This window comes from Kitasatospora sp. NPDC032150, from assembly GCF_055579945.1.
Genome location: NZ_JBVIMH010000017.1, coordinates 44219 through 68336, shown reverse-complemented (window position 1 = coordinate 68336; position 24118 = coordinate 44219). Strand labels below are relative to the sequence as shown.

Sequence of the window (24118 nt, the reverse complement as noted above, 5' to 3'; positions counted from 1 at the left end):
TCCGGGGTCAGCTGGTCGCGGCGTGCTGGTCGGTGGGCAGCGTCGCGGCCCAAGGCTGGAGCCTGTTGGCCAGCCGGATCTCGTCCACGATCCGGCCGATGATGGTGGTGATGCCGAAGTCCTTCGGGGTGAAGACTGCTGCGACCCCCGCGGCCTTGAGGGCCTCGGCGTCCGCAGCCGGGATGATGCCACCCACGACGACGGGCACATCCTCCACCCCTGCCCGGCGCAGCCGCTGCAGCACGTCGGGAACCAGCTCCGGGTGGGCTCCGGAGAGGATCGACAGGCCGACGCAGTGCACGTCCTCGGCGACGGCGGCGGAGACTATCTGCTCGGGCGTCAGCCGGATGCCCTGGTAGACGACCTCGAAACCGGCGTCGCGGGCGCGGACCGCGATCTGCTCGGCGCCGTTGGAGTGGCCGTCCAGACCGGGCTTGCCGACCAGCAGCCGCAGCTTGCCCGCGCCCAGCTCGGCGGCGGTGGCGGCCACCGCCTCGCGTACGGTGGCGAGTTCGCCGCCGGGCTCGGCCGCCACCGCGACCGGTGCACCGCCGACCCCGGTGGGGGCGCGGTACTCGCCGAAGACCTCGCGCAGGGCGAAGGACCACTCGCCGGTGGTGACGCCGGCGCGGGCGCAGGCCAGGGTGGCGGGCATCAGGTTGTCGCTGGTCGCGGCGGTGGCCTTGAGCTGTTCCAGTGCGGCCTGGGCGGCGGCCTCGTCGCGGCCGGCCCGCCACTGCTCGAGCGCGGTGAGGACGGACTGCTCGGAGGCCGGGTCGACCACCATGATGGCGGTGTCCAGGTCGGCGGTGAGCGGGCTCTCCTCGGTGGTGTCGAAGCAGTTGACCCCGACGATCTTGTCCTCGCCGGACTCGATCCTGGCCCGGCGTGCGGCGTGCGAGGCCACCAGGTTGGACTTCAGGTAGCCGGACTCGACGGCCGGGATGATGCCTCGATTGCCGTCCTGGGCACCCATCTCCAGCACCTTGGCGATCTCGGCCTCGGCCCCGGCGAGCAGTTCGGCGGTCTTGGCCTCGACGACCGTGGAGCCGTTGAAGATGTCGCCGTACTCCAGCAGGTCGGACTCGTAGGCGAGCACCTGCTGGATCCGCAGCGACCACTGCTGGTCCCACGGCCGGGGCAGGCCCAACGCCTCGTTCCAGGCGGGAAGTTGGACGGCACGGGCGCGGGCGTCCTTGGACAGCGTGACGGCGAGCATCTCCAGCACGATGCGCTGGACGTTGTTCTCCGGCTGCGCCTCGGTCAGGCCGAGGGAGTTGACCTGGACGCCGTAGCGGAAGCGGCGCTGCTTCGGGTCCTCGATGCCGTACCGCTCGCGGGTCACCTTCTCCCACAGCTGGGCGAAGGCGCGCATCTTGCACATCTCCTCGATGAAGCGGACGCCCGCGTTCACGAAGAAGGAGATCCGGCCGACCACTTCGCCCATCCGCATCTCCGGCACCTGGCCGGAGTCGCGGACGGCGTCCAGGACGGAGATCGCGGTGCACATCGCGTACGCGATCTCCTGGACCGGGGTGGCCCCGGCCTCCTGCAGGTGGTAGCTGCAGATGTTGATCGGGTTCCACTTGGGGATGTTGGCGACCGTGTACGCGATCATGTCGGTGATCAGGCGCACGGACGGGCCGGGCGGGAAGACGTGCGTCCCGCGCGAGAGGTACTCCTTGACGATGTCGTTCTGGGTGGTGCCGGTGAGCTTCGCGATGTCGGCGCCCTGCTCCTCGGCGACCACCTGGTAGAGCGCCAGCAGCCACATCGCGGTGGCGTTGATCGTCATCGAGGTGTTGGTCTGTTCGAGCGGGATGCCGTCGAACAGGGTGCGCATGTCGCCGACATGGCCCACCGGCACGCCGACCCGGCCGACCTCGCCGCGCGCGAGCACGTGGTCGGAGTCGTAACCCGTCTGGGTCGGCAGGTCGAAGGCGACGGACAGACCCGTCTGGCCCTTGGCGAGGTTGCGGCGGTAGAGCGCGTTGGAGTCGCTCGCCGTGGAGTGGCCGGCGTAGGTGCGCATCAGCCAGGGGCGGTCCCTTTTCTCGGGCCCGCTCGCACGCGTCTGACCAGTCATCAGATATCCCCGCCGGGCGTGATGTTCCGCTCGTCAAGCCCGCGGAAGAGGTTGATCGCGTCGATGTGCTTGGCGCGGAACTCCTCGTCGCGCACGCCCAGGCCCTCCTGCGGGGCCAGGCAGAGCACGCCGACCTTGCCCTGGTGTTTGTTGTGGTGGACGTCGAGCGCGGCCTGGCCGGTCTGCTCCAGGGGGTAGACCTTGGAGACCGTCGGGTGGATCTTGCCCTTGGCGATCAGGCGGTTGGCCTCGAACGCCTCGCGGTAGTTGGCGAAGTGCGAGCCCACGATGCGCTTGAGCGACATCCACAGGTAGCGGTTGTCGTACTGGTGCATGTACCCGGAGGTGGAGGCGCAGGTGACGATGGTGCCGCCCTTGCGGGTGACGTACACGGAGGCGCCGAAGGTCTCCCGGCCCGGGTGCTCGAAGACGATGTCCACGTCCTCGCCGCCGGTGAACTCGCGGATCCTGGAGCCGAACCGCTTCCACTCGCGCGGGTCCTGGGTGTGCTCGTCCTTCCAGAACCTGTAGCCCTCGGCGGAGCGGTCGATGATCGCCTCGGCGCCCATGGCGCGGCAGATCTCCGCCTTCTGCTCGCTGGAGACCACGCAGATCGGGGTGGCGCCGCCGGCCAGCGCGTACTGGGTGGCGTACGAGCCGAGCCCGCCGCTGGCGCCCCAGATCAGCACGTTGTCGCCCTGCTTCATCCCCGCGCCGTTGCGCGAGACCAGCTGGCGGTAGGCGGTGGAGTTGACCAGGCCGGGGGAGGCGGCCTCCTCCCAGGTGAGGTGCTTGGGCTTGGGCAGCAGCTGGTTGGTCTTCACCAGCGCCAGCTGGGCCAGGCCGCCGAAGTTGGTCTCGAAGCCCCAGATGCGCTGCTCCGGGTCCATCATCGTGTCGTTGTGGCCGTCCGGGGACTCCAGCTCGACCGAGAGGCAGTGCGCGACCACCTCGTCACCGGGCTTCCAGGCGTTGACCCCGGCGCCGGTGCGCAGCACCACGCCCGCGAGGTCGGAGCCGACGACGTGGTACGGCAGGTCGTGGCGCTTGGTGAGCGGGGAGAGCTTTCCGTACCGCTCGAGGAAGCCGAAGGTGGAGACCGGCTCGAAGATCGAGCTCCAGACGGTGTTGTAGTTCACCGCGCTGGCCATCACGGCCACCAGGGCCTCGCCCGGGCCGAGTTCGGGGAGGGGCACCTCGTCGAGGTGGAGGGACTTGCGCGGATCCTTGTCGCGGCTGTCGAGGCCGGCGAACATCTGCTCCTCGTCCTTGTGGAGCGTCACCGCTCGGTAGGACTCCGGCAGCTTGAGCGCGGCGAAGTCCGCCGGGGTGCTGTCGGGGCTGAGGATCGCGTCGAGGATTTCCTTCATGGCTGCCTCCGAAGGCGTACCTGTGTGAGGGGCTGCACAGGGCGTCTGGGGGAGCCGGGAGCGGACACCGGCTTCACTGTCGGTCTGAGGGTGGGTGGTGCCTGCGACGGGTGGTGGTGTCGCACCGGACGAGGCGCGCCGAGGTGGGGAGCCGCGGCGCCGCGACTGGCGAGTAACAAGGTAGTGGCACCCTGTGCCACTCGTAAAGACACTGGGTGTCATCAATTCAGGTGAATGCGACGGCCGTTCGAAAGCCGTGGAACGGGCATGGGAAGGGCCCGTCCCGCTGCTGCGGAACGGGCCCTGAAAACCCGTCTGACCTGCGTGATCAGCTTGCCGGGGTGCCGTTCAGCGCGGCCCTGATCCGGTCCACCACCAGGTCCAGCGGAGCGTCGGTGCGCGCCACTGTGATGAGCACCTCACCGCCGGGGCTGGCACTCAGTGCGCTCACCGCCGCGCCCCCGAGAGTCGACAGCGTGTCATCACTGGCACCGGGTGCCACAGGAGTGCCACGCCGTCGCATCCGGTGCGGAGCGGTCGCCCAGAACGTCCCCCTGATGACCTCGAAGGAGTGGTCCAGCTGCGCCTCGACGTCGCCGTGGCCGCCCGCGCGCAGCCAGCGCCGCAGCACGTGGTTGTGCGCCGCGACCACGGCCGCCGCCGACACCTCGGCCAGCATCGAGTCGTCGTCCCCGCCGCGCCGCCAGCCGGGTGGGATCTCCTCGGCCGCGTCGAACCGGCCGAGCAGGTACCTGGTGAACAGCCGCTCGTACCGGGAGACCACCGCGATCTCCCGCTCGCGCAGCGCCGGGACCTGACGGATCAGCTGGTACCGGGCCACCGACACCCCGGGCGTGGAGGCGTACATCCGCAGCACCTCCTTGATGCCGCGGCAGACCACGTCCAGCGGGTGCTCCTCGGGCCCGGCGCTGGCCAGCAGGTCGGCCACCCGGACCAGGGTGTCGTCGTGGTCCGGGAAGATCGCCTCCTCCTTGGAGCGGAAGTACCGGAAGAAGGTCCGCCGAGCCACCCCGGCCTCGGCCGCGATCTGATCGACCGTCGTCTCCTCGTACCCCTGCGAGGCGAACAGCTCCATGGCGGCCTTGGCCAGGTCCTGGCGCATCTGCTGCCGTTGGGCCGCCGCCCGCCGGTGACCGGCGGAGGAGACCCCCGCCGCCGACTGCGCCGCCAGCGCCTGTACCGCCAGTGCCTCTTCGAGGGCCGACTGCTCCGCGGATGACTGATCCCGATCCATGTCAGGCACGCTACACGCCCCGGCGGCCGGGCCCGCGGCCTTGGGGCGGCGCACCGGTGCCACCGGCCCGGTCGAGGCCGGCCGGGGCCACCGGGAGGAGACCGTCCCCGGGCCCCAGGCCGGGCGCGGAGGAATCCCGCCGACCGGGCGGGAGCCGGGCGCCGGGCCCGGCGCCGGCCGGCCGGTCACCGGCGTTCGTGGTCGCGGAAACCGCGGCCGGTCTTGCGGCCCAGGCACCCCGCCGCCACCAGGTGCTCCAGCAGCGGCGCCGCCGCCAGACCCGGCTCGCGGAACTCCTGGTGCAGCACCTTCTCGATGGCCAGCGACACGTCCAGCCCGACCACGTCCAGCAGCTCGAACGGGCCCATCGGGTAGCCGCAGCCCAGCTTCATCGCGGTGTCGATGTCGTCCACCGTGGCGTAGTGCTCCTGCAGCATCCGCACCGCGTCGTTGAGGTACGGGAACAGCAGGGCGTTGACGATGAACCCGGCCCGGTCCCCGCACTCCACCGGGTGCTTGCGCACCGCGGTGCACAACTCCATTACCGTCGCGGTGACATCGGCCGAGGTCAGCACGGTGGAGACCACCTCGACCAGCTTCATCGCCGGGGCCGGGTTGAAGAAGTGCATCCCGATCACGTCCTGCGGCCGCGAGGTCGCGGTCGCACAACCGATCACCGGCAGGCTGGAGGTGGTGGTGGCCAGCACCGCGCCCGGCTTGCAGATCTTGTCCAGGGTCGCGAACAGCTCGCGCTTGACCGCCAGATCCTCGGCCACCGCCTCCACCACCAGGTCCACGTCGGCGAGTTCGGCGTACGAACCGGTCGGGACCACCAGCTCCAGCGCCGCCCGGCACTGCTCCTCGGTCAGCCGGCCCTTGGCCACCGACCGCTCCAGCGACCTGGCCAACTGCGCCTGGGCCCGGTCGGCCTTGTCCTGGCTGCGGGCGGCGAGCAGCACCCGGTACCCGGCCTTGGCGAAGACCTCGGCGATCCCGGTCGCCATGGTGCCCGAGCCGCAGACGCCGACGGCGCGCACCTGGCGCCCGGCGGCCGCGGGCGCGCCGGTGCGGGCGGCCCGGTCGGCGACCACCTGCGACGAACCCGGCGCCTCGTAGGTGTAGAAGCCGCGGCCCGACTTGCGGCCGAGCAGCCCGGCCGCGACCAGCTGGCCGAGGATCGGCGCGGGGGCGTGCAGCCGGTCCCTGGACTGCTCGTACATCGCCTCCAGCACGGTCCGGGCGGTGTCCACGCCGATCAGGTCCAGCAGCGCCAGCGGGCCCATCGGCAGGCCGCAGCCGAGCCGCATCGCGGCGTCGATGTCCTCCCGGGTGGCGTACTTGGACTCGTACATCGCGGCGGCCTGGTTGAGGTACGCGAACAGCAGGCCGTTGACCACGAACCCGGCCCGGTCGCCGGCCGCGACCGGCTCCTTGCCCAGCTCGCGGGCGAACTCGGCGGCCTGCTCGGCGGTCTGCGGCGAGGTCAGCACGGTGCGGACCACCTCGACCAGCTTCATGCTGTGCACCGGGTTGAAGAAGTGCAGGCCCAGCACCCGCTCGGGGCGGGCGGTGGCGGCGGCGATCCGGGTGACCGACAGCGCGGTCGTGCCGGTGGCCAGCACGGTCTCCGGCGGGCAGATCCGGTCCAGCTCGGCGAAGACCTCCCGCTTGAGCTCCAGCTGCTCGGGGACCTCCTCGATCACCAGGTCGGCGTCGGCCGCCGCGTCCAGCCGGTCGCCGACCGAGATCAGCGCGAGCAGCGCCGTGCGCTCCTCGGCGGTGAACCGCTCGCGCTGGACGGCGTGCGCGGTGGCCTCCTCGATCCGGGCCAGCGCCCGCGCGGCGGCGTCCGGGCCGGCCTCGATGCCGATCACCCGGCGGCCGCTGCGCGCGACGGCCACGGCGATGCCGGCGCCCATGGTGCCGAGGCCGACCACGGCGACGGTGGGGAAGGGACGCTTCATGAGTCCTGACTCCTTGTCATGGTCCCCGCGCCGCGCTCCGGTACTGCGCCGGGGCAGCACTGCGCCGCGGGCGTACCGGAGGAGGGCACGACGGCGCGGGGGAGTGGTGATGACGGTTGCGGCACCGCAGGACGGGCCGGTCCGCTCCGGCCGTGCTGCGGAAGTGCCGTGGTGCTCAGGCGCGCTGGATGAACTGAAGCGACGCTGACGCTGGTGGAGTGCCGGCCGTCGCCCGAGTCGGGGCTTGGCCGGGAGATGGGCATCCGCGCCGGGCCCGTGGAACGCGCGATGGCACGTCGGGCGCCGGCCCCGCCGGTGCGGCTCCCGAAGCCCGGCGGTGGTGCGTGCGGTCACTGTAGCGAAGTTACCGCCGCGTAGGAAGAGTTGCGGGCGGAGTCCGGGCATGACGAAGCCCCCGCCGCGCCTCCCTTGACAAGGGCGGGCGGCGGGGGCTTCGGGGCCGTAGCGTCAGTGCGCCAGGACCGGAACGGCGTCCTCCTGCTCGACGGCCTGCTCCTGGGTGCTCGGGCGGCCGACGTTGATGAAGACGAAGGCGATCGCCGCCGCCAGCAGCAGGATGCCGAAGGAGCACCAGATCGCGGTCGAGAAGCTGTGCACCATGCCCACCAGCTTGCCCTGCGGGGTCTGGGCCAGGGCCAGGTGCGACTTGATCCACGAGGTCATCGCGCTGGTGGCGATGGTGTTCAGCAGCGCCGTGCCGATCGCGCCGCCGACCTGCTGCGAGGTGTTGACCATGGCGGAGGCGACACCGGCGTCGCGCGGCTCGACCCCGTAGGTGGCCAGGCTCATCGCGGGCATGAACGCGGTACCCATGCCGAGGCCCATCAGGATCAGGCCGGGCAGGATGTGCACCGGGTAGGAGCTGTCCACCTTGATCTGGGTGAGGATCAGCATGCCGAGCGAGGCGACCGTGAAGCCGGGCACGATCAGCAGGCGCGGGGCGACCCTGGTCATCAGCCGGGCGCCGATCTGGGTGGAACCGGTGATCATGCCGGCGACCATCGGCAGGAAGGCCAGGCCGGTGACGACCGGGGAGTACCGCAGCACGACCTGCAGGTAGTAGGTCAGGAACAGGAAGAGCCCGAACATGCCGATCACGGCCAGGCCCAGCGAGAGGTAGACGCCGGCGCGGTTGCGGTTGGTGATCACGCGCAGCGGCAGCAGCGGGGCCTTGACCGAGCGCTCGACCAGCACGAAGGCGAACAGCAGCACCACCGCGGCGGCGAACAGGCCCAGCGTGGTGCCCGCGGTCCAGCCGTCCGACTCGGCCCGGGTGAAGCCGTAGACCAGCGAGACCAGACCGGTGGTCACCAGCAGCACGCCGGGGATGTCCAGCTTGCTGGGGTTGCGGCCCTGGGCGGGCTCGCGGATCACCAGCACGGCGCCGGTGATGGCGACCGCGGCGAACGGGATGTTGACGAAGAAGGTCCAGCGCCAGTTCAGGTACTCGGTGAGCAGACCGCCGAGGGTCAGACCGATGGCGCTGCCGCCACCGGCGATCGCGCCGTAGATGCCGAAGGCCTTGGCCCGCTCCTGGGCCTCGGTGAACATCACCGCGAGCAGCGAGAGCGCGGCGGGGGCGAGCAGCGCGCCGAACATGCCCTGCAGGGCGCGGGCGCCCAGCAGCATGCCGGTGTTGGCGGCGGCGCCGCCGAGCGCGGAGGCGAGCGCGAAGCCGCTCAGGCCGACTATGAAGGTCCGCCGCCGTCCCCACAGGTCGGCGATCCGGCCGCCGAACAGCAGCAGGCCGCCGAAGGCCAGGGCGTAGGCGGTGATCACCCACTGGCGGTTGGCGTCCGAGATGTGGAGGTCGGCCTGGGCGGTCGGGAGGGCGATGTTCACGATGGTCGCGTCGAGCACGACCATCAGCTGGGCGAGGGCGATGAAGGCGAGGGCCTTCCACCGCCGGGGATCCGGCTGCAGAGCGGATTCAGACATGGGGGTACCCATCTACGTACAAGAGAGTGCAGAAGTGCGAGAAGTCGGAGCGCAGATCAGATGCAGGTCAGTTGTGCCGTTTGAGGTCCTCCAGGGTCACGGCGCGGCCGTCCAGGGTGGAGCGGGCCGGGGCCTCCAGGCCGTCCAGGAAGATCTGGAGATGGCGCTGGACGAAGCCGTCCATGGCCAGGCATCCGCTGCCCGGCAGTGGACGGGTGAGCTGGGTGAGCACGACCACGAAGTCGCCGACGGCGACGTCGGGACGGAGCCGGCCGGCCCGCTGGGCGCGGGCCACCAGCTCGGTCACCACCTGTGTCAGCCGCAGGCGGCTGGCCGCGAGTTCGGGGTCGCATCGGTCGACGTGGTCGGAGAGCAGCGGGCACAGGGCGCCGATCCGCTCGTGGGCGGCCGCGAGCGCGAAGCGGCGTACGGCCTGGAAGGCGTCCGCCTCCTCGGCCATGGCCGCCTCGGCGTGCCCGACGACGTTGGTGAGCACCGAGAGCGTCACATGGAGGATCAGCTCGCGCCGGTCCGGGAAGTTGCGGTACAGCGTCGCGTTCCCGACCCCGGCCCGGCGGGCGATCTCGTCCAGCGGCACGTCCGCGCCGAACTCGACGAAGGCCTCGCGGGCGGCGACGATGATCCGCTCCCGGTTGCGGGAGGCGTCGGCCCTGAGTCGGGGGCCGGCCGGCTTGGCGGCGGTCACGGTCATGGTCGGGTGCTCCCTTCGAGGTGGGTCCGTCGGCATGGGTGCATCCGGGGAACACGTCCCCGGATCGTGCGGACAGAGAGGTAAACGGGGAATCTCTCCCCGGATATTTCGGGCCAGCCGGTGACCTGTGTCACAGGCGTCGGGATGTGCCCGCGCGGTCTTCGCCCCCTTCACCGCAGACGACGCCCAGACTGACCACTCTCCGCGATGCCGGCGCCCGCTTCAACCGAATTTCCGTACGGGCGCCGCAGACCTCCGAGACACCCATGGTCGCAGAACCGGCCGGCCCGCGCCGGGCCCGGCCGTCAGCCGGACGGGTGACGGATCCGCCCGGTTGGCCCCCGAACGAGTGCGGGAACGGCAGCATGGACGTATGACCACCATGCAGCCCCGTGCGGAACGCGCAGCCCAGGCCCGGCTGGCCGCCGCCAAGCTCACCGACGAGGCCATCGACGGCGTGGTGCTCGGCTGGGTCGACAACGCCGGGATCGGCCGGGTCAAGGCCATCCCGGTCCGCCAGCTGGTGCACGCCGCCGAGTGGGGCGTCGGCGCCTCGCCGAGCTTCGACGTCTTCCTGCTGGACGACTCGATGACCAGCAGCCCGTTCACCACCGGCCCGGAGGGCGACCTGCGGCTGGTCCCCGACCTGGCCAGGCTCTCCCGGCTGGCCGCGCAGCCCGGCTGGGCCTGGGCCCCGGTCGACCGCTACACCCAGGACGGCACCCCGCACCCCGGCTGCCAGCGGCGCTTCGCACGCAGGATGGTGGACGCCCTCGAACGGCGCGGCCTCTCGCTGCGCGCCGGGTTCGAGGTCGAGTGGGTGGTCACCGACGCCGACGGCAGGCCCGCCACCGAGGGCCCGGCGTACGGGATGAACCGGATGATCGAGCATTCCGACTACCTCCGGGACGTGCTGCGGGCGCTCACCGCACAGGAGCTGACGGTCCTGCAGATCCATCCCGAGTACGCCCCGGGCCAGTTCGAGGTCTCGGTCGCCGCCGAGGGCCCGATCGAGGCGGCCGACACCGCGCTGCTGGTGCGGCACACGGTGCGCGCCGTCTCGCACCGCTACGGGCTGCGCGCCTCGTTCGCGCCCGCGGTCACGGCGGACGGCGTCGGCAACGGCGGCCATCTGCACTTCAGCCTGTGGCGCGGCGAGCAGAGCCTGGGCCACGGCGGCTCGGGGCCCTACGGACTGCACGACGAGGCGGAGACCTTCTTCGCCGGGGTGCTGGCCGAGCTGCCCGCGCTGCTGGCCCTGGGCGCCCCCAGCGTGGCCAGCTACCTGCGGCTGCAGCCCTCCCGCTGGGCCGGGCCGTTCCGCTGCTGGGGCCTGGAGAACCGGGAGGCCGCGCTCCGGCTGATCACCGGCTCCACCGGCTCCCAGGCCAACGCCGAGATCAAGTGCTTCGACGCGGCCGCCAGCCCCTACCTGGTGATCGGGTCGCTGCTCGCCGCCGGGCTCGCCGGGCTGGACGCCGGCCGCTCGCTGCCGCCCGAGGTGCACGGCGACCCGGCCGGACAGAGCGGCGTCGAGCGCCTCCCCGCCGAGCTGTCGGTGGCCGTGGACGCGTACGAGAAGTCCGTCCTGCTGCGCGAGGCGCTCGGTGCCCAGCTGCACGCCGCGGTGCTCGCGGTCCGCCGGGCGGAGGTGGAACTCCTCGGCAGCCTCGGCGCGGAGGAGCTGATCGCCGCGACCCGTTGGCGGTACTGACCGTGCGGCTGGTCGACCAGCACTGTCACAGCGTGGTCCGCGCCGATCTGGACCCGGCCGCCTTCGCTGCCCTGATCACCGAGTCCGACCGGCCGCCCGCGGCCGGGACCACGCCCTTCGACAGTGCGACCGGCCTGGCCGTCCGCCGCTGGTGCCCGCCCGCGCTCGGGCTGCCCGCGTACGCCCCGGCCGCCGACTACCTGGCCCGGCGGCGCGAGCTGGGCCCCACCGAGGCGACCGCCCGACTGCTGGCCGCGGCCGGCCTGGACTGCTGCCTGGTGGACACCGGACTGACCGGCGCCGCCGGGCGGCCCCTGCTCCCGCTGGCCGAGCTGGCCGCCGCCACCGGTGCGGAGGTCCGCGAGGTGGTCCGGATGGAGAGCGTCGCCGAGCGGGTCGACAGCACCGCGGCGGGGTGGTCCCGGGCCGTGCGGGCGGCGCTGGAGAGCGCCTGCGCCGAAGCCGCCGCGCTGAAGTCCATAGTCGGCTACCGGCACGGGCTGGCCGTACCCCCCGAGCCGCCGGAGGAGGCCGAGGTGGTCCGGGCGGCCGGCGCTTGGCTGAGCGGCCCCCGGACCAGGCTGGCCGACCCGGTACTGCTCACCCGGCTGTTGTGGACGGCCGTCGAGGTCTGCGAACCGCTCGGCCTGCCGATCCAGCTGCACACCGGCTTCGGTGACCCCGACCTGCGGCTGCACCTGGCCGACCCGGCGCTGCTGGTCGACTTCGTCCGCGCCGTCGAGCCCAGCGGCGTCCCGCTGGTGCTGCTGCACGGCTACCCGTACCACCGGCAGGCCGCCTGGCTGGCCGCCTCCTTCCCGCACGTGTACGCGGACATCGGCCTCACCGTCACGCACACCGGAGCGCGGGCCGCCGAGGTGCTCGGCGAGGTGCTCGAACTCGCCCCGTTCGGCAAGGTGCTGTTCTCCACCGACGCCTACGGGCTGCCCGAACTCTTCCTGGTCGGCGCCGCCCAGTACCGGCACAGCCTCGGGCGGCTGCTCGCCGGCTGGCAGGCGGACGGCGGTTGTCCGGCGGCCGACGCGGCCGGGATCGAGCGGATGATCTCGGCCGGCAACGCCCGCCGCCTGTACCGCCTCTGAGTAAGACCGACCGGCACGCGACGCCGCGGGCCCTATCCCCGGTCGGTCTACCTCTCGACCGCCATGCGGCGGCTGTCCCGAACCGGCCTCAAGTCATGTCGGCGGTACGGCAGTTCCGTGTGGACCTCTTGCCGATGGCGACGCGTGTTCACTAGCGTCCCCGACATTCATCCGGATGCCTCGGGAGGGTCAAACGCTGTGAAAATTCCTCGGATACGCCGGATCACCTCGTTGGCGGGCGCCTTCGCGCTGGCCGCCGGTGCACTGGCACTGCCGGCCGGCACCGCGTTCGCGGCCGGCGCCGCCGCTTCGGCGGCCCCGTCCGCGGCCACCGGGCCGCTGCTCAGCTATGTGGTCAACACCAAGGCCAGCCACGGCCAGGTCAAGAAGGCCGAACGGGAGATCGCCGCGCTCGGCGGCACCGTGGTCCACTCGTACGAGCAGATCGGCGTGGTCATAGCCCGCTCCGCCGATCCCGGCTTCGCGGCCGCACTGCGGCAGTCGAAGACCGTCGATTCGGTCGGGGCCAGCCGCACCAAGGGCATCGTGCAGAGCGACGTGGAGACCACCGTCGAGGCCGCCGTCCCGGCCTCGGCCCCGGCCGACGGTGCCGAGCCGCTGGAGGCCGACCAGTGGGACCTGCGCCAGATCGGCGCCGACCGGGCCCACCGGACCGAACTCGGCAGCCGTGACGTGGTGGTCGGGGTCCTCGACTCCGGCATAGACGCCACCCACGAGGATCTCGCGCCCAATGTGGACCCCGCGCTCTCGGTCTCCTGCGTCGACGGCGGCAGGCCGAACACCGACTGGAAGGCCTGGCAGCCCACCACCAGCGGCCACGGCACCCACGTCGCGGGCACCATAGCCGCCGCCAAGAACGGCAAGGGCGTCGTCGGAATAGCCCCGAACGTCCGGCTGGCCGCGGTCAAGGTGGTCGACGACAGCGGTTCCATCTACCCCGAGTACGCCATCTGCGGCTTCGTCTGGGCCGGGCAGCACCACTTCCGGGTGACCAACAACAGCTACTTCGTCGACCCCTGGATGTTCAACTGCAAGGCCGACCCGGATCAGGCCGCCATCACCGAGGGCGTCCGGCGCGCGGTGCTCTTCTCGCAGCGCAACGGCGTGCTCAGCGTCGCCTCGGCGGGCAACGCCAACATCGACCTGGCCCACAAGGCCACGGACGCTTCCAGCCCCGACGACACCACCCCGGCACCCCGTCCGATCGACGGCAGCTGCCTCTCGCTGCCCGTCGAACTCCCCGGTGTGGTCGTGGTCGGCGCGGTCGGCAGCAACGCCGACAAGTCCTACTACTCCAGCTACGGCCTGAACAAGGTCACCGTGGCCGCGCCCGGCGGTGACGCCCGCTACCAGATCCCCGACACGCCGGACAGGAACGGCCGGATCCTCTCCACCATCCCGGGCAACAAGTACGGCTACATGCAGGGCACTTCGATGGCCGCCCCGCACGTCACCGGCGTCCTCGCGCTGCTCGCGAGCAGCCACCCGTGGGCCGGTCCCGACGAGCTCCGCCACCTGCTGACCACCCAGGCCGACCCGCGCGCCTGCCCGAGCTCGACCTACGACCCGGGCGGTACCGGCGACTTCAAGGCCACCTGCGAGGGCGACGAGCAGAACAACGGCTTCTACGGCCGCGGGATCGTCAACGCCGCCAGGGCCGCCGACTGGTGGCGCTGGTAGCCGTCCGGGTGGCGCGGGCCCCCGGGGCGCGGCAAGCCCGTCAGTCGATGTGCCGGCTCCAGTCCGGTGCGGCCGACGGCTTGCCGTGCAGGTCGGGCACGTGCCTGAGCCAGGCAGGGCGCCCCGCCCGGGTCGCGGCGGCGCGCTCCGCCTCGGTCCGCCGCAGCTGCTCGGGGGTGGCGAACCCCTCCGGCAGCCAGGCCGCCGACTCCCGGGCCCGCGCGGCCAAATGGCGGACGTAGGCCTCCCTGACCTCGTCGACCGACCCGAACCCCGGCTCGTCGGCCAGCCACTGCCCGGGGACCGACGCGACCACTTCGCGCAGCAGTTCCGGGGTCACCAGCGGGGCGAGCCGGGCGTCGGCGGCGGGTACGTCCGGGGCGAAGCCGGCGAGCGCGTGGTTGCTCAGGTCGTACCGCTTGAGCAGCGAGGCGTGCGCGCCGGACCAGCGGTGATGGAAGATCAGCCCGGCGCCGTTGTCGATCAGCCAGAGCCGGCCGTGCCAGACCATCAGATTGGGGTTGTGGACGCTGCGGTCGACGTTTCCGGTCAGCGCGTCCAGCCAGACCACCTGCCCGGCCTCGACGGGGTGGACGTCCACCATCGGCGGTTTGCCCCCGACGCCGCCCTCCGGATCGAAGTCGCGGGCGCCCGGCAGGTAGTCCATGCCGAGGTTGTAGCCGGCGCTGGCGCGCAGCATGTCCTGGATCTCGGCGTCCGGCTCCTCGGCGGCGACCGCCGGGTCGAAGTCCACCAGGACCAGCTCGGGCACCCGCAGGCCGAGCCGCCTGGCCAGTTCGCCGACGATCACCTCGGCGACCAGGGCCTTGCGGCCCTGCGCGGCACCCGTGAACTTGACCACGTACGTCCCGAGGTCGTCGGCCTCGACGATCCCCGGCACGGAGCCGCCGGCCCGCAGGGGGTTCAGGTAGCGGATCGCGGTCACCTCGGTAAGCACATCGGCCACCCTAACCCGGCGGCCGGCGGACGCGGTCCCGGTTTTGGTGCCGGAGGTGAGCGGTGGTTGGCTTGGGCCCGATATCAAAGCTAGCCGCAGAGCGTTGCCACACAGTCGGAGGAGAGCAGGTCATGGGTCAGGTGTACGCCGCCACCGAGCGGGTCTACCAGGCGTCCCCGGAGCGGGTGTACGAGGCGCTGGCCGACTACGCCGTCACCCGGCCGAAGCTGCTGCCCGCGCAGTACAGCGAGTACGAGGTCAGGGCGGGCGGCCGGGGCGCGGGCACCCAGGTGCACTGGAAGCTCCAGGCCACCGAGAAGCGGGTCCGGGACTGCCTGTTCAACGTCACCGAGCCGGCGCCGCTCAAGCTGGTCGAGTCCGACGCCAACTCCTCGATGGTGACCACCTGGACCGTCACGGCGGCCGGCGCGGGCCAGGCCAAGGTGCTGGTCGAGACGGTTTGGCAGGGCGCGGGCGGCATCGGCGGCTTCTTCGAGCGGACCTTCGCCCCCAAGGGCCTCAACCGCATCCACGACGAGGTCCTCGCCCGCCTCGCCACCGAAGTCGCCTGAACCCGGCGTTTCCCGGGCGCCACGGGCAGGGCTTCGGGCGCCACCGGGTACGCCGCTGCCGGAAGCCCTCGACGGCCGGCCGCGGTGTTTCCGGAGGACGATCGCATGCCCGTACGGCCGCTGAGCCGTACGGGTGATTGCGTTCCCCGTCCCGGGTGATACCGCCCCGAGCGCGGCTTGGTGTCAACCTAGGCTCACCGCCGTGCATATGACGATCCTTCACATCTCCCAGCCGGTGGACGGCGGCGTCGCCCGGGTGGTGGTGGACCTGGTCCGCGGGCAGCGCGAGGCGGGCTGCCGGGTGCTGGTGGCCTGCCCGCGGGTCGGCCGGCTGGCCGCCGAGGCGACGGCGGCGGGGGCGCTGGTGCTGGACTGGCCGGCCACGCGCTCGCCCGGTCCGGGGGTGCCGGCGGAGGCGTGGCGGCTGCGCCGGATCGTCCAGGCCGTGGCACCCGACGTGGTCCATCTGCACAGCGCCAAGGCCGGGCTGGCGGGCCGGCTGGCGATCCGGGGGGCGGTGCCGACGGTCTTCCAGCCGCACGCCTGGTCCTTCGCGGCCGTCGAGGGCGTGCTCGCCGCGGCCACCCTGCGCTGGGAGCGGTACGCGACCCGCTGGGCCGACGCGGTGCTCTGCGTGAGCGAGCGGGAGCGGCTGGACGGCGAGGCGGCCGGGCTGCGGGCGCGCTGGCGGGTGGTCCCGAACGGGGTGGACGTCCGGCACCACGCCTTCGCCGACCGGGCGGCCCGCCGCGCCGCCCGGATGTCGCTCGGCCTGGACCTGGACGCCCCGCTCGCGGTCTGCCTCGGCCGGCTCTGCCGCCAGAAGGGCCAGGACGTGCTGCTGGCGGCCTGGCCGGGCGTGGCCGAGCGGCTGCCGGAGGCGAGGCTGGCCCTGGTCGGCGGCGGCCCGGACGCCACCGCGCTGGCCGACCTGGTCCGCACCCTGCCGGACCCGTCCCGGGTGCGGCTGGCGGGGGACGTGACCGACCCCAGGCCCTGGCTGGCCGCTGCCGATCTGGTGGTGCTGCCGTCGCGCTGGGAGGGCATGGCGCTGGCACCGCTGGAGGCGATGGCGACGGGCCGCCCGGTGCTGCTGACGGACGTGCCGGGGGCCCGGGAGTCGCTGCCGCCGGCGCAGTCGGCGCGCGGACTGGTTCCACCGGAGAATCCGACGGAACTCGCCCGGCGGTTGTCCGAGTCGCTAGATGACCTGATCGAATGCGAACGGCTTGGTGTGGTGGCCAGGGAACATGTGATCGGCCGCCATGACGTGCGATCGGTGGTGGAGCGAGTGGCGGAGCTCTATCGAACAATTTCGGCTGCGGAATTCCCGGATGCGTCCAGCCGGTCGCTCTTGCCGTGCCCAACTGCCCGTGTCCCGGACGGCGCCTGATCGTTTCTCAGGCCGTGGACACTCGCCGTGGCGGTGTCGCCGTGTTCGCTTCTTGACCATGCGAACGAGGGTTCAAATGCGAAAGTCCGATTAATGGGCGGGTGGAATGAAATGGCAAGCCAACCCTCTGCAACCAAGCTGCTGTTCGGCATTGTCTGATTTTGCCTGTCTCATCGCCTTTTTCAGTCGTCGGTCTTCCGGGAGGCAGTCCGGGAATGGGTCGAAATCCACTCTCGGTGGCAGGTGTCATCCAGGCCGAATCCATCGAGCCGGGATGTCCGCGTCGATGCGGCTGCCGGTCCGGCCGTCCTGCCCGAGCGGCCGTACAGCCTGCCAAAGGCGGTCCCACAGCAGGGAGTTCGTGCGCTGATGACCATTGACCACGAGAGCGTGCCGCGACCGGGGCGCCCGCTGCCGAACTCCCGGCGGACCGGCGCCGCCATCCTCGACCGCCCCGCCCGGACCGCCCAGGCCCGCTCCTCCGCGGCGGTCGGACGCCACCGCAGAGCACTCCGCTCCCGGGCCGTGGTGCCCAGTGCGCTGCTGGCCGTCGACACCCTCGCGGTCTGCGCGGCCACCGGCTTCACCGCCGACCGCACCGGCCGCCCCCTGCTCGGCGCGGTCGCCGTGCTGCCCCTGCTGCTTCCGCTCAACCTCGCCGCCGGCCTCTACCGCACCAGGCTCACCCTCTCCGCACTCGACGAACTCCCCGCGCTGGCCGCCCGGGCCACCGTCGCGCTGGCCTTCGCGGTCACCCTCTCCGCCTGCCTGGAGGGCCTGCCCGACGTCGCCGCCGCGCACCCGCTGCGCCTGCTCGCCACCCTGACCGCCCTGGTCCTGTTCGCCTCCGGCGGCCGGGCGCTGGTCTACCGCCAGCTGCGCCGCGCCCGCTGCCGCCGCCCCAGCCCCACCCTGGTACTCGGCGCGGGCCAGCTCGGCCAGCGGGTCGCCGCCGCCCTGATCGAGCGCCGCGAGTACGGACTTCGCCCGGTCGGCTTCCTCGACGCCGCACCCGTCCTGCTCGCCCCGGACGCCAAACTGCCCGTCCTCGGCGGTCGCGAGGTGCTCGAACGCGAGATCCGGCGCCACCGCATCCACCACGTGGTCGCGACCGAGGGCGCCGACGAGGCCGAGACCACCGCCGCGCTCCGCGAGGCCGCCCGGCTCGGCTGCCAGATCTGGCTGGTCCCCGCGCTGCGCGAGTACGGCTCGGTGGCCGGGGCCGACCGCGACCAGCTCTGGGGCTTCCCCTGCCTCAAGCTCGGCCGCCCGGCACTGCGCCGCCGGGGCTGGCCGGTCAAGCGGGGGCTGGACATCCTCGCCGCCGGCCTCGGCCTGATCGCACTCACCCCCGTACTGGCCGCCTGCGCGCTGGCCGTCCGCTTCGACACCGGACCCGGGGTCCTGTTCCGCCAGCAGCGCACCGGACTCGACGGAAGGTCCTTCGCCCTGCTCAAGTTCCGCACCCTGCGCCCCAGCAGTGAGCACGAGTCGGCCACCCGCTGGAACATCTCCCAGGACCACCGGATGGGCACCGTCGGCCGCCTGCTGCGCCGCACCTCGCTGGACGAACTGCCGCAGCTGTGGAACGTGCTGCGCGGCGACATGAGCCTGGTCGGACCGCGCCCCGAACGCCCGTACTTCGTCATGCGGTTCGGCCAGGCCTACCCCGAGTACGCCGACCGCCACCGCGTCCCGGCCGGGCTCACCGGCCTCGCCCAGGTCAACGGCCTGCGCGGGGACACCTCGATCGAGGACCGGGCCCGCTTCGACAACCGGTACATCGAGGGCTGGAGCCTCTGGCAGGACACCAAGATCCTGCTCCGCACCGCGGTCCTGCTGCTCCACCCGGACGGGAGCTGACCATGGCCCTCGCGCTGACCCGGGCGTCCGGGGGGCCGGTGCGGCCGGCCTTACGGACCGCCCGGGGTGCCCTGCTCACCCGGCCCAGCCTGGTGGCCGCCGCCACCGTGCTGCTGGTCTGCGTACCCAGCGGGGAGAAGGACGTCGCCGCCGCCGTCCACGTCACCGCAGCCGATGTGGCCTCGCTCGCCCTGGTCGGCTGGCTCGCCGTCGAGCTGCTGCGCGGCCGCACCCCCGTGCTCAGCCGTACCGCCTGCGCACTGTTCGGCGCGGTGGTCTGCGCGGCCGCCGTCGCCACCGTCGCCTCGATCGACCCGGCCGCCAGCCTCACCGGCTTCGTCCGGCTGGTCCAGGTCTTCGTGCTGGTGCCGGCCTGCGCACTCGGCGCCCTGCGCGACCGCTTCGACCAGCGGCTGATCCTCGGTTCCCTCGTGCTGGCCGCGCTGGTCGAGGGAGCGGTCGGCGCGAACCAGTACCTGACCAGGACCGGCGCCTCCTACACCGGCCTGCCGATCCGTGCGGTCGGCACCTTCGGCGCCCTCGACGTCATGGCGATGTCCACCGTGGTCAGCTTCGGTCTGCTCGCCGCCATCGCCCTGGGCCTCGCCGAACGCGGGCCCGGCGGAAACCGCCCGCTGCGGCTGGCCATGTTCGCCGCCGCCGCCTTCCTCGCCTTCCCGCTGGCCGTCTCCTTCAGCCGGGGCAGCTGGATCGCCTGCGCCGCCGCCACCGCCGTGCTGGTGCTGCGGGCCGACGCCCGACTGGCCGTCCGCACCGCCCTGTTGGGGCTGGCCGCCGGCACCGTCCTGGTCTGCGGGGTCGGCATCGGCTCCGACGGCGTGACCCAGCGGCTCTCCAGCATCGGCTCGGTCTCCGCCGCGCCCGACCAGTCCGTCAGCGACCGCTACGACCTCTGGGCCACCGCCGGGCGGATCTGGCAGGACCGCCCCGTCACCGGCGCCGGGCCCAAGGCCTTCCAGCAACTGCGCGACAGCCACGCCCCGTTGAGGCTGTCATCCGGAAGCGACGCCGCCGACGCCACCATCGGCTTCCAGCGCGAACCCCTGCTCTCCCCGCACAACATGTACCTGCTGGTCCTCAGCGAGCAGGGCCTGATCGGCATGCTCGCGTACGCCGCCCTCTTCCTGGCCCTGCTGATCGGCTGCCTCCGCCACGCCTGCGGCGGCCGGCATCCGGAGCCGGACGGGGGAGCGGGTCTGGCCGCGCTCGCCCTGCTGGTCTGGGTCCTGGTCGACTTCCTGTACGGCGACATCGGCGGGGCGACCACCGTGCTCACCTCGGTCGTCCTCGGTCTCGCCGCCCGGACCGCCCTCCCCGGCCCCGACGAGAGCGGCACGGCGCGGAGCAGCACGCGGCCGCCGCTGCCAAGTCCAGCGCCGCAGCCGGCCATTGACGATGCGCCCGCGGCCGCCTCCTCGGGGGCCCGCCCATGACGAGGGAACAGCCGAGCGCCCTGGCCGCCCCGCCGGCCCCCGCGCTGCCGGCCGCCCGCAAGGGCGGTAGCGCCACCCCGCACCCCCCTGCCCGGGCCGGCTTTCTGGCCCGGGCCTTCGGGGTCACCGCCCTGCTCAGCGCCGCCGGTTCCGCCCTCGGGCTGCTGCGCGACCTGCTGCTGGCCCGCTACTTCGGGGCCAACCAGGGCACTGACGCCTTCCTGGTCGCCTGGACGGTCCCCGAGACGGCGGCGCCGCTGCTGATCGAGGACGCCATGGCCTTCCTGATGGTGCCCGCCTTCAGCCTCGCCCTGGTGCTGCGCGAGGAGCAGCCGGACCAGGCCGACCCGGTCCGCCGGCTGGTCCGGTCCACCCTGCCCTGGCTGCTGCTGGCACTGTGCACCCTGACAGCCGTCATCGCCCTGGGCGCCCCCTGGCTGGTCGAGCTGCTCGCCCCGGGCCTCGCCGACCCGGGCCTCGCCGTCACCTGCACCCGGATCACCGCCTGCACCGTCCTGCCCTTCGGCCTCGCCGGGTACCTGGGCTCCGCCCTGCGCGCCCACCACCGCTTCACCGCACCCGCCGCCATCTACGTCGCGTACAACCTGGGCATCCTCACCGTGCTGCTCACCTGCCACGCGATGCTCGGGGTCCGCTCGGCCGCCGCCGGGGTGGCGCTCGGCAGCCTGCTGATGGCCGCGGTGCTGATCGGGCCGTTCTGCCGCCGGCTGCGCCAGGGCCGCAGGCCGGGGCGCCACCGGGGCCCGGCCCCGCTGGTGCTGATCCCGCTCGCGCTGCTGCCGGTCGCCGCCTTCACGCTCACCCGGCAGGCCCAGGTCTTCATCGAGCGCTACCTCGGCTCCGGCCTGCCGCCGGGCACCATCTCGCACCTCAACTACGCGGCCAAGGTCTCCCAACTCGCCATGACCGCTGCTGTGTTGATCTGCACCGTGACCTTCCCGCTGGTTGCGAGGGCGCTCGCGGCCGGCGACCTGACAGCGGCCAGGGACCGGGTGGAGAAGGACCTGGGCCAGGCCGCCGCGGTCGTTCTGGCCGGCACCGCCTGCCTGATGGCCTGTGCCCCCTCGGTGGTCTCGCTGCTGTTCGAGCGCGGCGCCTTCGACCCGCACGACACCGCCGCCACGGCCGCCGTGATGCGGGTCTACGGCCTCGGACTGCCCGCCCAGGCGCTGGTCGGCGTGATGGTCCGGCCGTACTTCTCGGTGCGTCCGGTGGTCCGGCGCGCCGACGAGCCGTACAGCGGCGACGCCGGGAACCGCCGGTGGCTGCCGCACCGCTCGGCCGTGATGCAGGCGGGCCGGGAGCCCGGCGTCAGGGGCCTCGTCCTTCGGGGCCTGCGGACCCTCGGACCCGGAGCCAACGTTCCTCGGCTCCGGCGCTCGCCCTCCTCGCCCCCCATCGGCCTGGGGTCCCCCCGGCCGAAGGCTGGGGGCGAGGGGCCCTCGTCGCTCGTCGCTCGTCGCTCTCGGCGCCGGCGGACCCTCCCGGCCCCCGGCTCGGTCACCCTGCTCGACTGGTACCCGGTCGCCGCGATGGCCTTCGGACTGCTGGTCACCATCGGCGTCGGACTCGTCGCCACTCCCCGCATCGGCGCCCCGGGCATCGCCGCGGGCAACGCCGCCGGGATCACCGCCACCGCCGTGCTGCTGCTGCGCGGGCTACTGCCGCGCGGTATCGCCCTGCGGCTGCCCAGGGTGCTCGGCGGCCAGGCCAGGCTGCTGGCCGCCGCCGTCGGCGCCGCCGCCGCGGGTACCGCGGCCGGCGCGCTGACCGCCGACCCGCTGCTGTCCACCCTGCTCGGCGGCGGCTGCGTGCTCCTCGTCTTCGCGGTGCTCGGCACCGCGTTCGGCGCCGCCGAGGTCCGCGGCCCCGTCCTCGCCCTCGTCCGGGCGCTCCGCCCGAACCCGGCCGCTGAAGGGAAGCTGCCCCATGGACGCTGACACCCGGCTACCGCATCTCCCGGTGCAGACCGAGAGGCCCAGGGCAGCGCCCTGGATCCTGATGTACCACTCGGTGGCCGACGAGGAGGAGGACCCCTACCGGCTCACCGTCAGCCCCGACCGGTTCGCCGCCCAGATGGAGTGGCTGGCCCGCACCGGCAGGCGGGGCGTCAGCGTCCGGGAACTGTTGCGGGCCCGGGCCGCCGGCCGGGCGGCGCGGCTGGTCGGCCTGACCTTCGACGACGGCTACGCCGACTTCGCCGGGCAGGCCGTCCCCATCCTGCGCGCGCACGGGTTCACCGCGACCGCCTACGTCGTCCCCGACCTGCTCGGCACCGAGAACGGCTGGGACGTGCGGGGCCCCCGCAAACAGCTGCTGACGGTCGATGAGGTCGCCGAACTCGCCGCCGCGGGCTGGGAGATCGGTTCGCACGGCCTCAGCCACCGGGCGCTGCCCGGACTGCCCGCCGACGTACTGGCCGAGCAGACCAGGGAGAGCCGGCGCGCCCTGGAGGGGCTGGTCGGGGGTCCGGTCACCGGGTTCTGCTACCCGTACGGCGCGGTCGACCCGCCCGCCGTCCTGGCCGTCCGCGACGCGGGCTACCACTACGCCTGCGCCATCCAGCACGGCGCGCTCACCAGCCGGTTCGCATTGCCGCGCTCGTACGTCGGGGAACGGGACGGCGCCCTGCGGCTGCTCGCCAAGCAGGGCCGCCACCGGCTGCGCGACGCGGCGTGCGCACTGCGCCGAGGCCCGCTGGGCGGGCCGCGGAGGACCGCCCCATGAGGGTGCTGCACGTCGTCACCGGCCTGGCGTCCGGCGGTGCCGAACGCCAGCTCCTGCTGCTGCTGCGCCACCTGCCCGAGCGGTACCGCTGCGAGGTGGCCACCCTGACCGAGCCCGGGGCCGTCGCCGAGGCGCTGCGCGCCGAGGGCGTGGTGGTGCACGACCTGGCGATGCGCGGCAACCGCGACCTCACCGTGCTGCCCCGGCTCACCCGGTTGATCCGCTCCGGCGACTACCGGCTGGTGCACACCCACCTCTACCGGGCGAGCCTCTACGGACGGCTGGCCGCGCGGCTGGCCGGGGTCCGCACGGTGGTCGCCACCGAGCACTCGCTGCACGCCGGGGTGATCGAGGGTCGCCGGGCCACCCTCGGGGTCAGGGCGCTCTACCTGCTCGCCGAACGGTTCGGCAGCACCACCGTCGCGGTCTCCCGCCAGGTGGCCGGCACGCTCGAGGCCTGGGGTGTCCCGCCGCACCGGGTGCACCTGCTGCCGAACGGTGTCGAGGCCGCCCGCTACAGTCTGCCGACCGCCTCCAGGGCCGCCGTCCGGCAGATCGTCAGGACGGAGCTCGGCCTGCCGCAGCAGGCCTGGGTGGTCGGCGGGGTGGGACGGCTGGTGCCCGGCAAGCGCTTCGAGGTCCTGGTCGACACGCTCGCCGAACTCGTCGCGCTGGCCGGGGAGCACCCGGCACTGCGCGAGCCCTGGCTGCTGCTGGTCGGTGCCGGGCCGGAGCGCGAGGCACTGGTGCGGCGGGCCGAGCGGCTCGGGGTGCGAGGTCGGCTGCTCTGCCCGGGGGAGCGCGACGACGTCCCCGAACTCCTGACCGCCATGGACGTCCTGGCCGCACCCTCGACCGAGGAAACCTTCGGGCTGGCCGTCCTCGAGGGCCTCGCGGCCGGACTGCCCGTCCGCTACAGCGCCTGCCCGGCCCTCGAGGAACTCGACCCCGAGGCCGCCCCCGAGGCCGCCCGCGTCCCCTCGGACGCGGCCGCCTACACCGCCGCCCTGTGCGAACTGTGGAGCCGCCGCAGCATCCCCCTGCCGCAACCCCCGGCCGTCGCGCACTACGACATCGCCCGTGTCGCCGACGGGTTGGGCCGCCTCTACGACAGTCTCACCGCCGACGCGGACCCGGGGGTGCGCCCGGAACTGCCCGAGCGGCCCCCGACCGCCGTCCCGTCATGACACCCGATCAGCCGGGCGGCGGCAGTTCCTCGGGGGCGCGGCGGGCGGTCCGGGGCCGGCCGCCGTCCGGTCCCGCACA

The 24118-nt window shown here is 73.2% G+C and carries 17 protein-coding genes; 10 read left to right on the top strand and 7 right to left on the bottom strand.

The genetic code is table 11. The features are described from left to right. Nucleotides 1-7: 7 nt before the first annotated feature. The 6 genes from ACZ5ON_RS20945 to ACZ5ON_RS20920 form a co-directional block, all read right to left on the bottom strand. A complete protein-coding gene (locus ACZ5ON_RS20945; protein WP_465594561.1) occupies nt 8-2086 on the bottom strand; it encodes a protein meaA in 2079 nt (692 codons plus the stop codon). Further along, complete coding sequence (gene ccrA, locus ACZ5ON_RS20940; protein WP_465594558.1) at nt 2086-3456, bottom strand: crotonyl-CoA carboxylase/reductase; 1371 nt, start codon at nt 3454-3456, stop codon at nt 2086-2088. Before ccrA ends, ACZ5ON_RS20945 begins: the two co-directional genes overlap by 1 nt. Before the next feature lie 328 nt (nt 3457-3784). Continuing rightward, complete coding sequence (locus ACZ5ON_RS20935) at nt 3785-4711, bottom strand: TetR family transcriptional regulator (RefSeq protein WP_465594555.1); 927 nt, start codon at nt 4709-4711, stop codon at nt 3785-3787. 185 nt (nt 4712-4896) lie between these two features. Beyond that, nucleotides 4897-6675, bottom strand: a complete 1779-nt coding sequence (locus ACZ5ON_RS20930) for a 3-hydroxyacyl-CoA dehydrogenase family protein (protein ID WP_465594552.1) — start codon at nt 6673-6675, stop codon at nt 4897-4899. A 468-nt stretch (nt 6676-7143) separates the two neighbouring features. After that, nucleotides 7144-8634 (bottom strand): MFS transporter, encoded by a 1491-nt coding sequence (locus tag ACZ5ON_RS20925; RefSeq protein ID WP_465594549.1) that lies wholly within the window; start codon nt 8632-8634, stop codon nt 7144-7146. 67 nt (nt 8635-8701) lie between these two features. Next, nucleotides 8702-9346, bottom strand: a complete 645-nt coding sequence (locus ACZ5ON_RS20920; RefSeq protein WP_465594546.1) for a TetR/AcrR family transcriptional regulator — start codon at nt 9344-9346, stop codon at nt 8702-8704. Between the two features lie 373 nt (nt 9347-9719). On the opposite strand from ACZ5ON_RS20920, the gene ACZ5ON_RS20915 reads away from it, so the two are divergent. The 3 genes from ACZ5ON_RS20915 (at nt 9720) to ACZ5ON_RS20905 (ending at nt 13864) form a co-directional block, all read left to right on the top strand. Next, nucleotides 9720-11060, top strand: a complete 1341-nt coding sequence (locus ACZ5ON_RS20915) for a type I glutamate--ammonia ligase (protein WP_465594543.1) — start codon at nt 9720-9722, stop codon at nt 11058-11060. Beyond that, complete coding sequence (locus tag ACZ5ON_RS20910) at nt 11048-12163, top strand: amidohydrolase family protein (protein ID WP_465594540.1); 1116 nt, start codon at nt 11048-11050, stop codon at nt 12161-12163. The genes ACZ5ON_RS20915 and ACZ5ON_RS20910 overlap by 13 nt, the downstream gene beginning before the upstream one ends. 198 nt (nt 12164-12361) lie before the next feature. After that, a complete protein-coding gene (locus tag ACZ5ON_RS20905) occupies nt 12362-13864 on the top strand; it encodes a S8 family peptidase (protein ID WP_465594537.1) in 1503 nt (500 codons plus the stop codon). Nucleotides 13865-13904: 40 nt separating this feature from the next. Here the strand turns inward: ACZ5ON_RS20905 and ACZ5ON_RS20900 are convergent, their stop codons facing one another. After that, nucleotides 13905-14822 carry a HipA family kinase gene (locus ACZ5ON_RS20900; RefSeq protein WP_465594534.1) on the bottom strand — a complete coding sequence of 306 codons (918 nt, stop codon included), beginning with the start codon at nt 14820-14822 and terminating at the stop codon, nt 13905-13907. Between the two features lie 131 nt (nt 14823-14953). Here ACZ5ON_RS20900 and ACZ5ON_RS20895 point away from each other — a divergent pair, with 131 nt between their 5' ends. The 7 genes from ACZ5ON_RS20895 to ACZ5ON_RS20865 all read left to right on the top strand — a co-directional run bounded on the left by ACZ5ON_RS20895 (nt 14954) and on the right by ACZ5ON_RS20865 (nt 24039). Continuing rightward, nucleotides 14954-15394: an SRPBCC family protein gene (locus ACZ5ON_RS20895; protein ID WP_344635366.1), complete on the top strand. Its 441-nt coding sequence runs from the start codon at nt 14954-14956 to the stop codon at nt 15392-15394. Between the two features lie 208 nt (nt 15395-15602). Continuing rightward, nucleotides 15603-16787, top strand: coding sequence for a glycosyltransferase (locus ACZ5ON_RS20890; RefSeq protein WP_465594531.1), 1185 nt, complete (start codon nt 15603-15605; stop codon nt 16785-16787). Between the two features lie 369 nt (nt 16788-17156). Next, nucleotides 17157-18650, top strand: a complete 1494-nt coding sequence (locus ACZ5ON_RS20885; protein WP_465594528.1) for a sugar transferase — start codon at nt 17157-17159, stop codon at nt 18648-18650. A 2-nt stretch (nt 18651-18652) separates the two neighbouring features. After that, the gene (locus tag ACZ5ON_RS20880) at nt 18653-20104 is read left to right on the top strand and encodes an O-antigen ligase family protein (protein WP_465594525.1); all 1452 of its coding nucleotides are present in this window, start codon (nt 18653-18655) and stop codon (nt 20102-20104) included. Continuing rightward, complete coding sequence (locus ACZ5ON_RS20875) at nt 20101-22065, top strand: lipid II flippase MurJ (RefSeq protein WP_465594522.1); 1965 nt, start codon at nt 20101-20103, stop codon at nt 22063-22065. The genes ACZ5ON_RS20880 and ACZ5ON_RS20875 overlap by 4 nt, the downstream gene beginning before the upstream one ends. Next, nucleotides 22055-22852 (top strand): polysaccharide deacetylase family protein, encoded by a 798-nt coding sequence (locus tag ACZ5ON_RS20870; protein ID WP_465594519.1) that lies wholly within the window; start codon nt 22055-22057, stop codon nt 22850-22852. The genes ACZ5ON_RS20875 and ACZ5ON_RS20870 overlap by 11 nt, the downstream gene beginning before the upstream one ends. Then, nucleotides 22849-24039, top strand: a complete 1191-nt coding sequence (locus ACZ5ON_RS20865) for a glycosyltransferase (protein ID WP_465594516.1) — start codon at nt 22849-22851, stop codon at nt 24037-24039. The genes ACZ5ON_RS20870 and ACZ5ON_RS20865 overlap by 4 nt, the downstream gene beginning before the upstream one ends. Nucleotides 24040-24118: the final 79 nt, after the last annotated feature.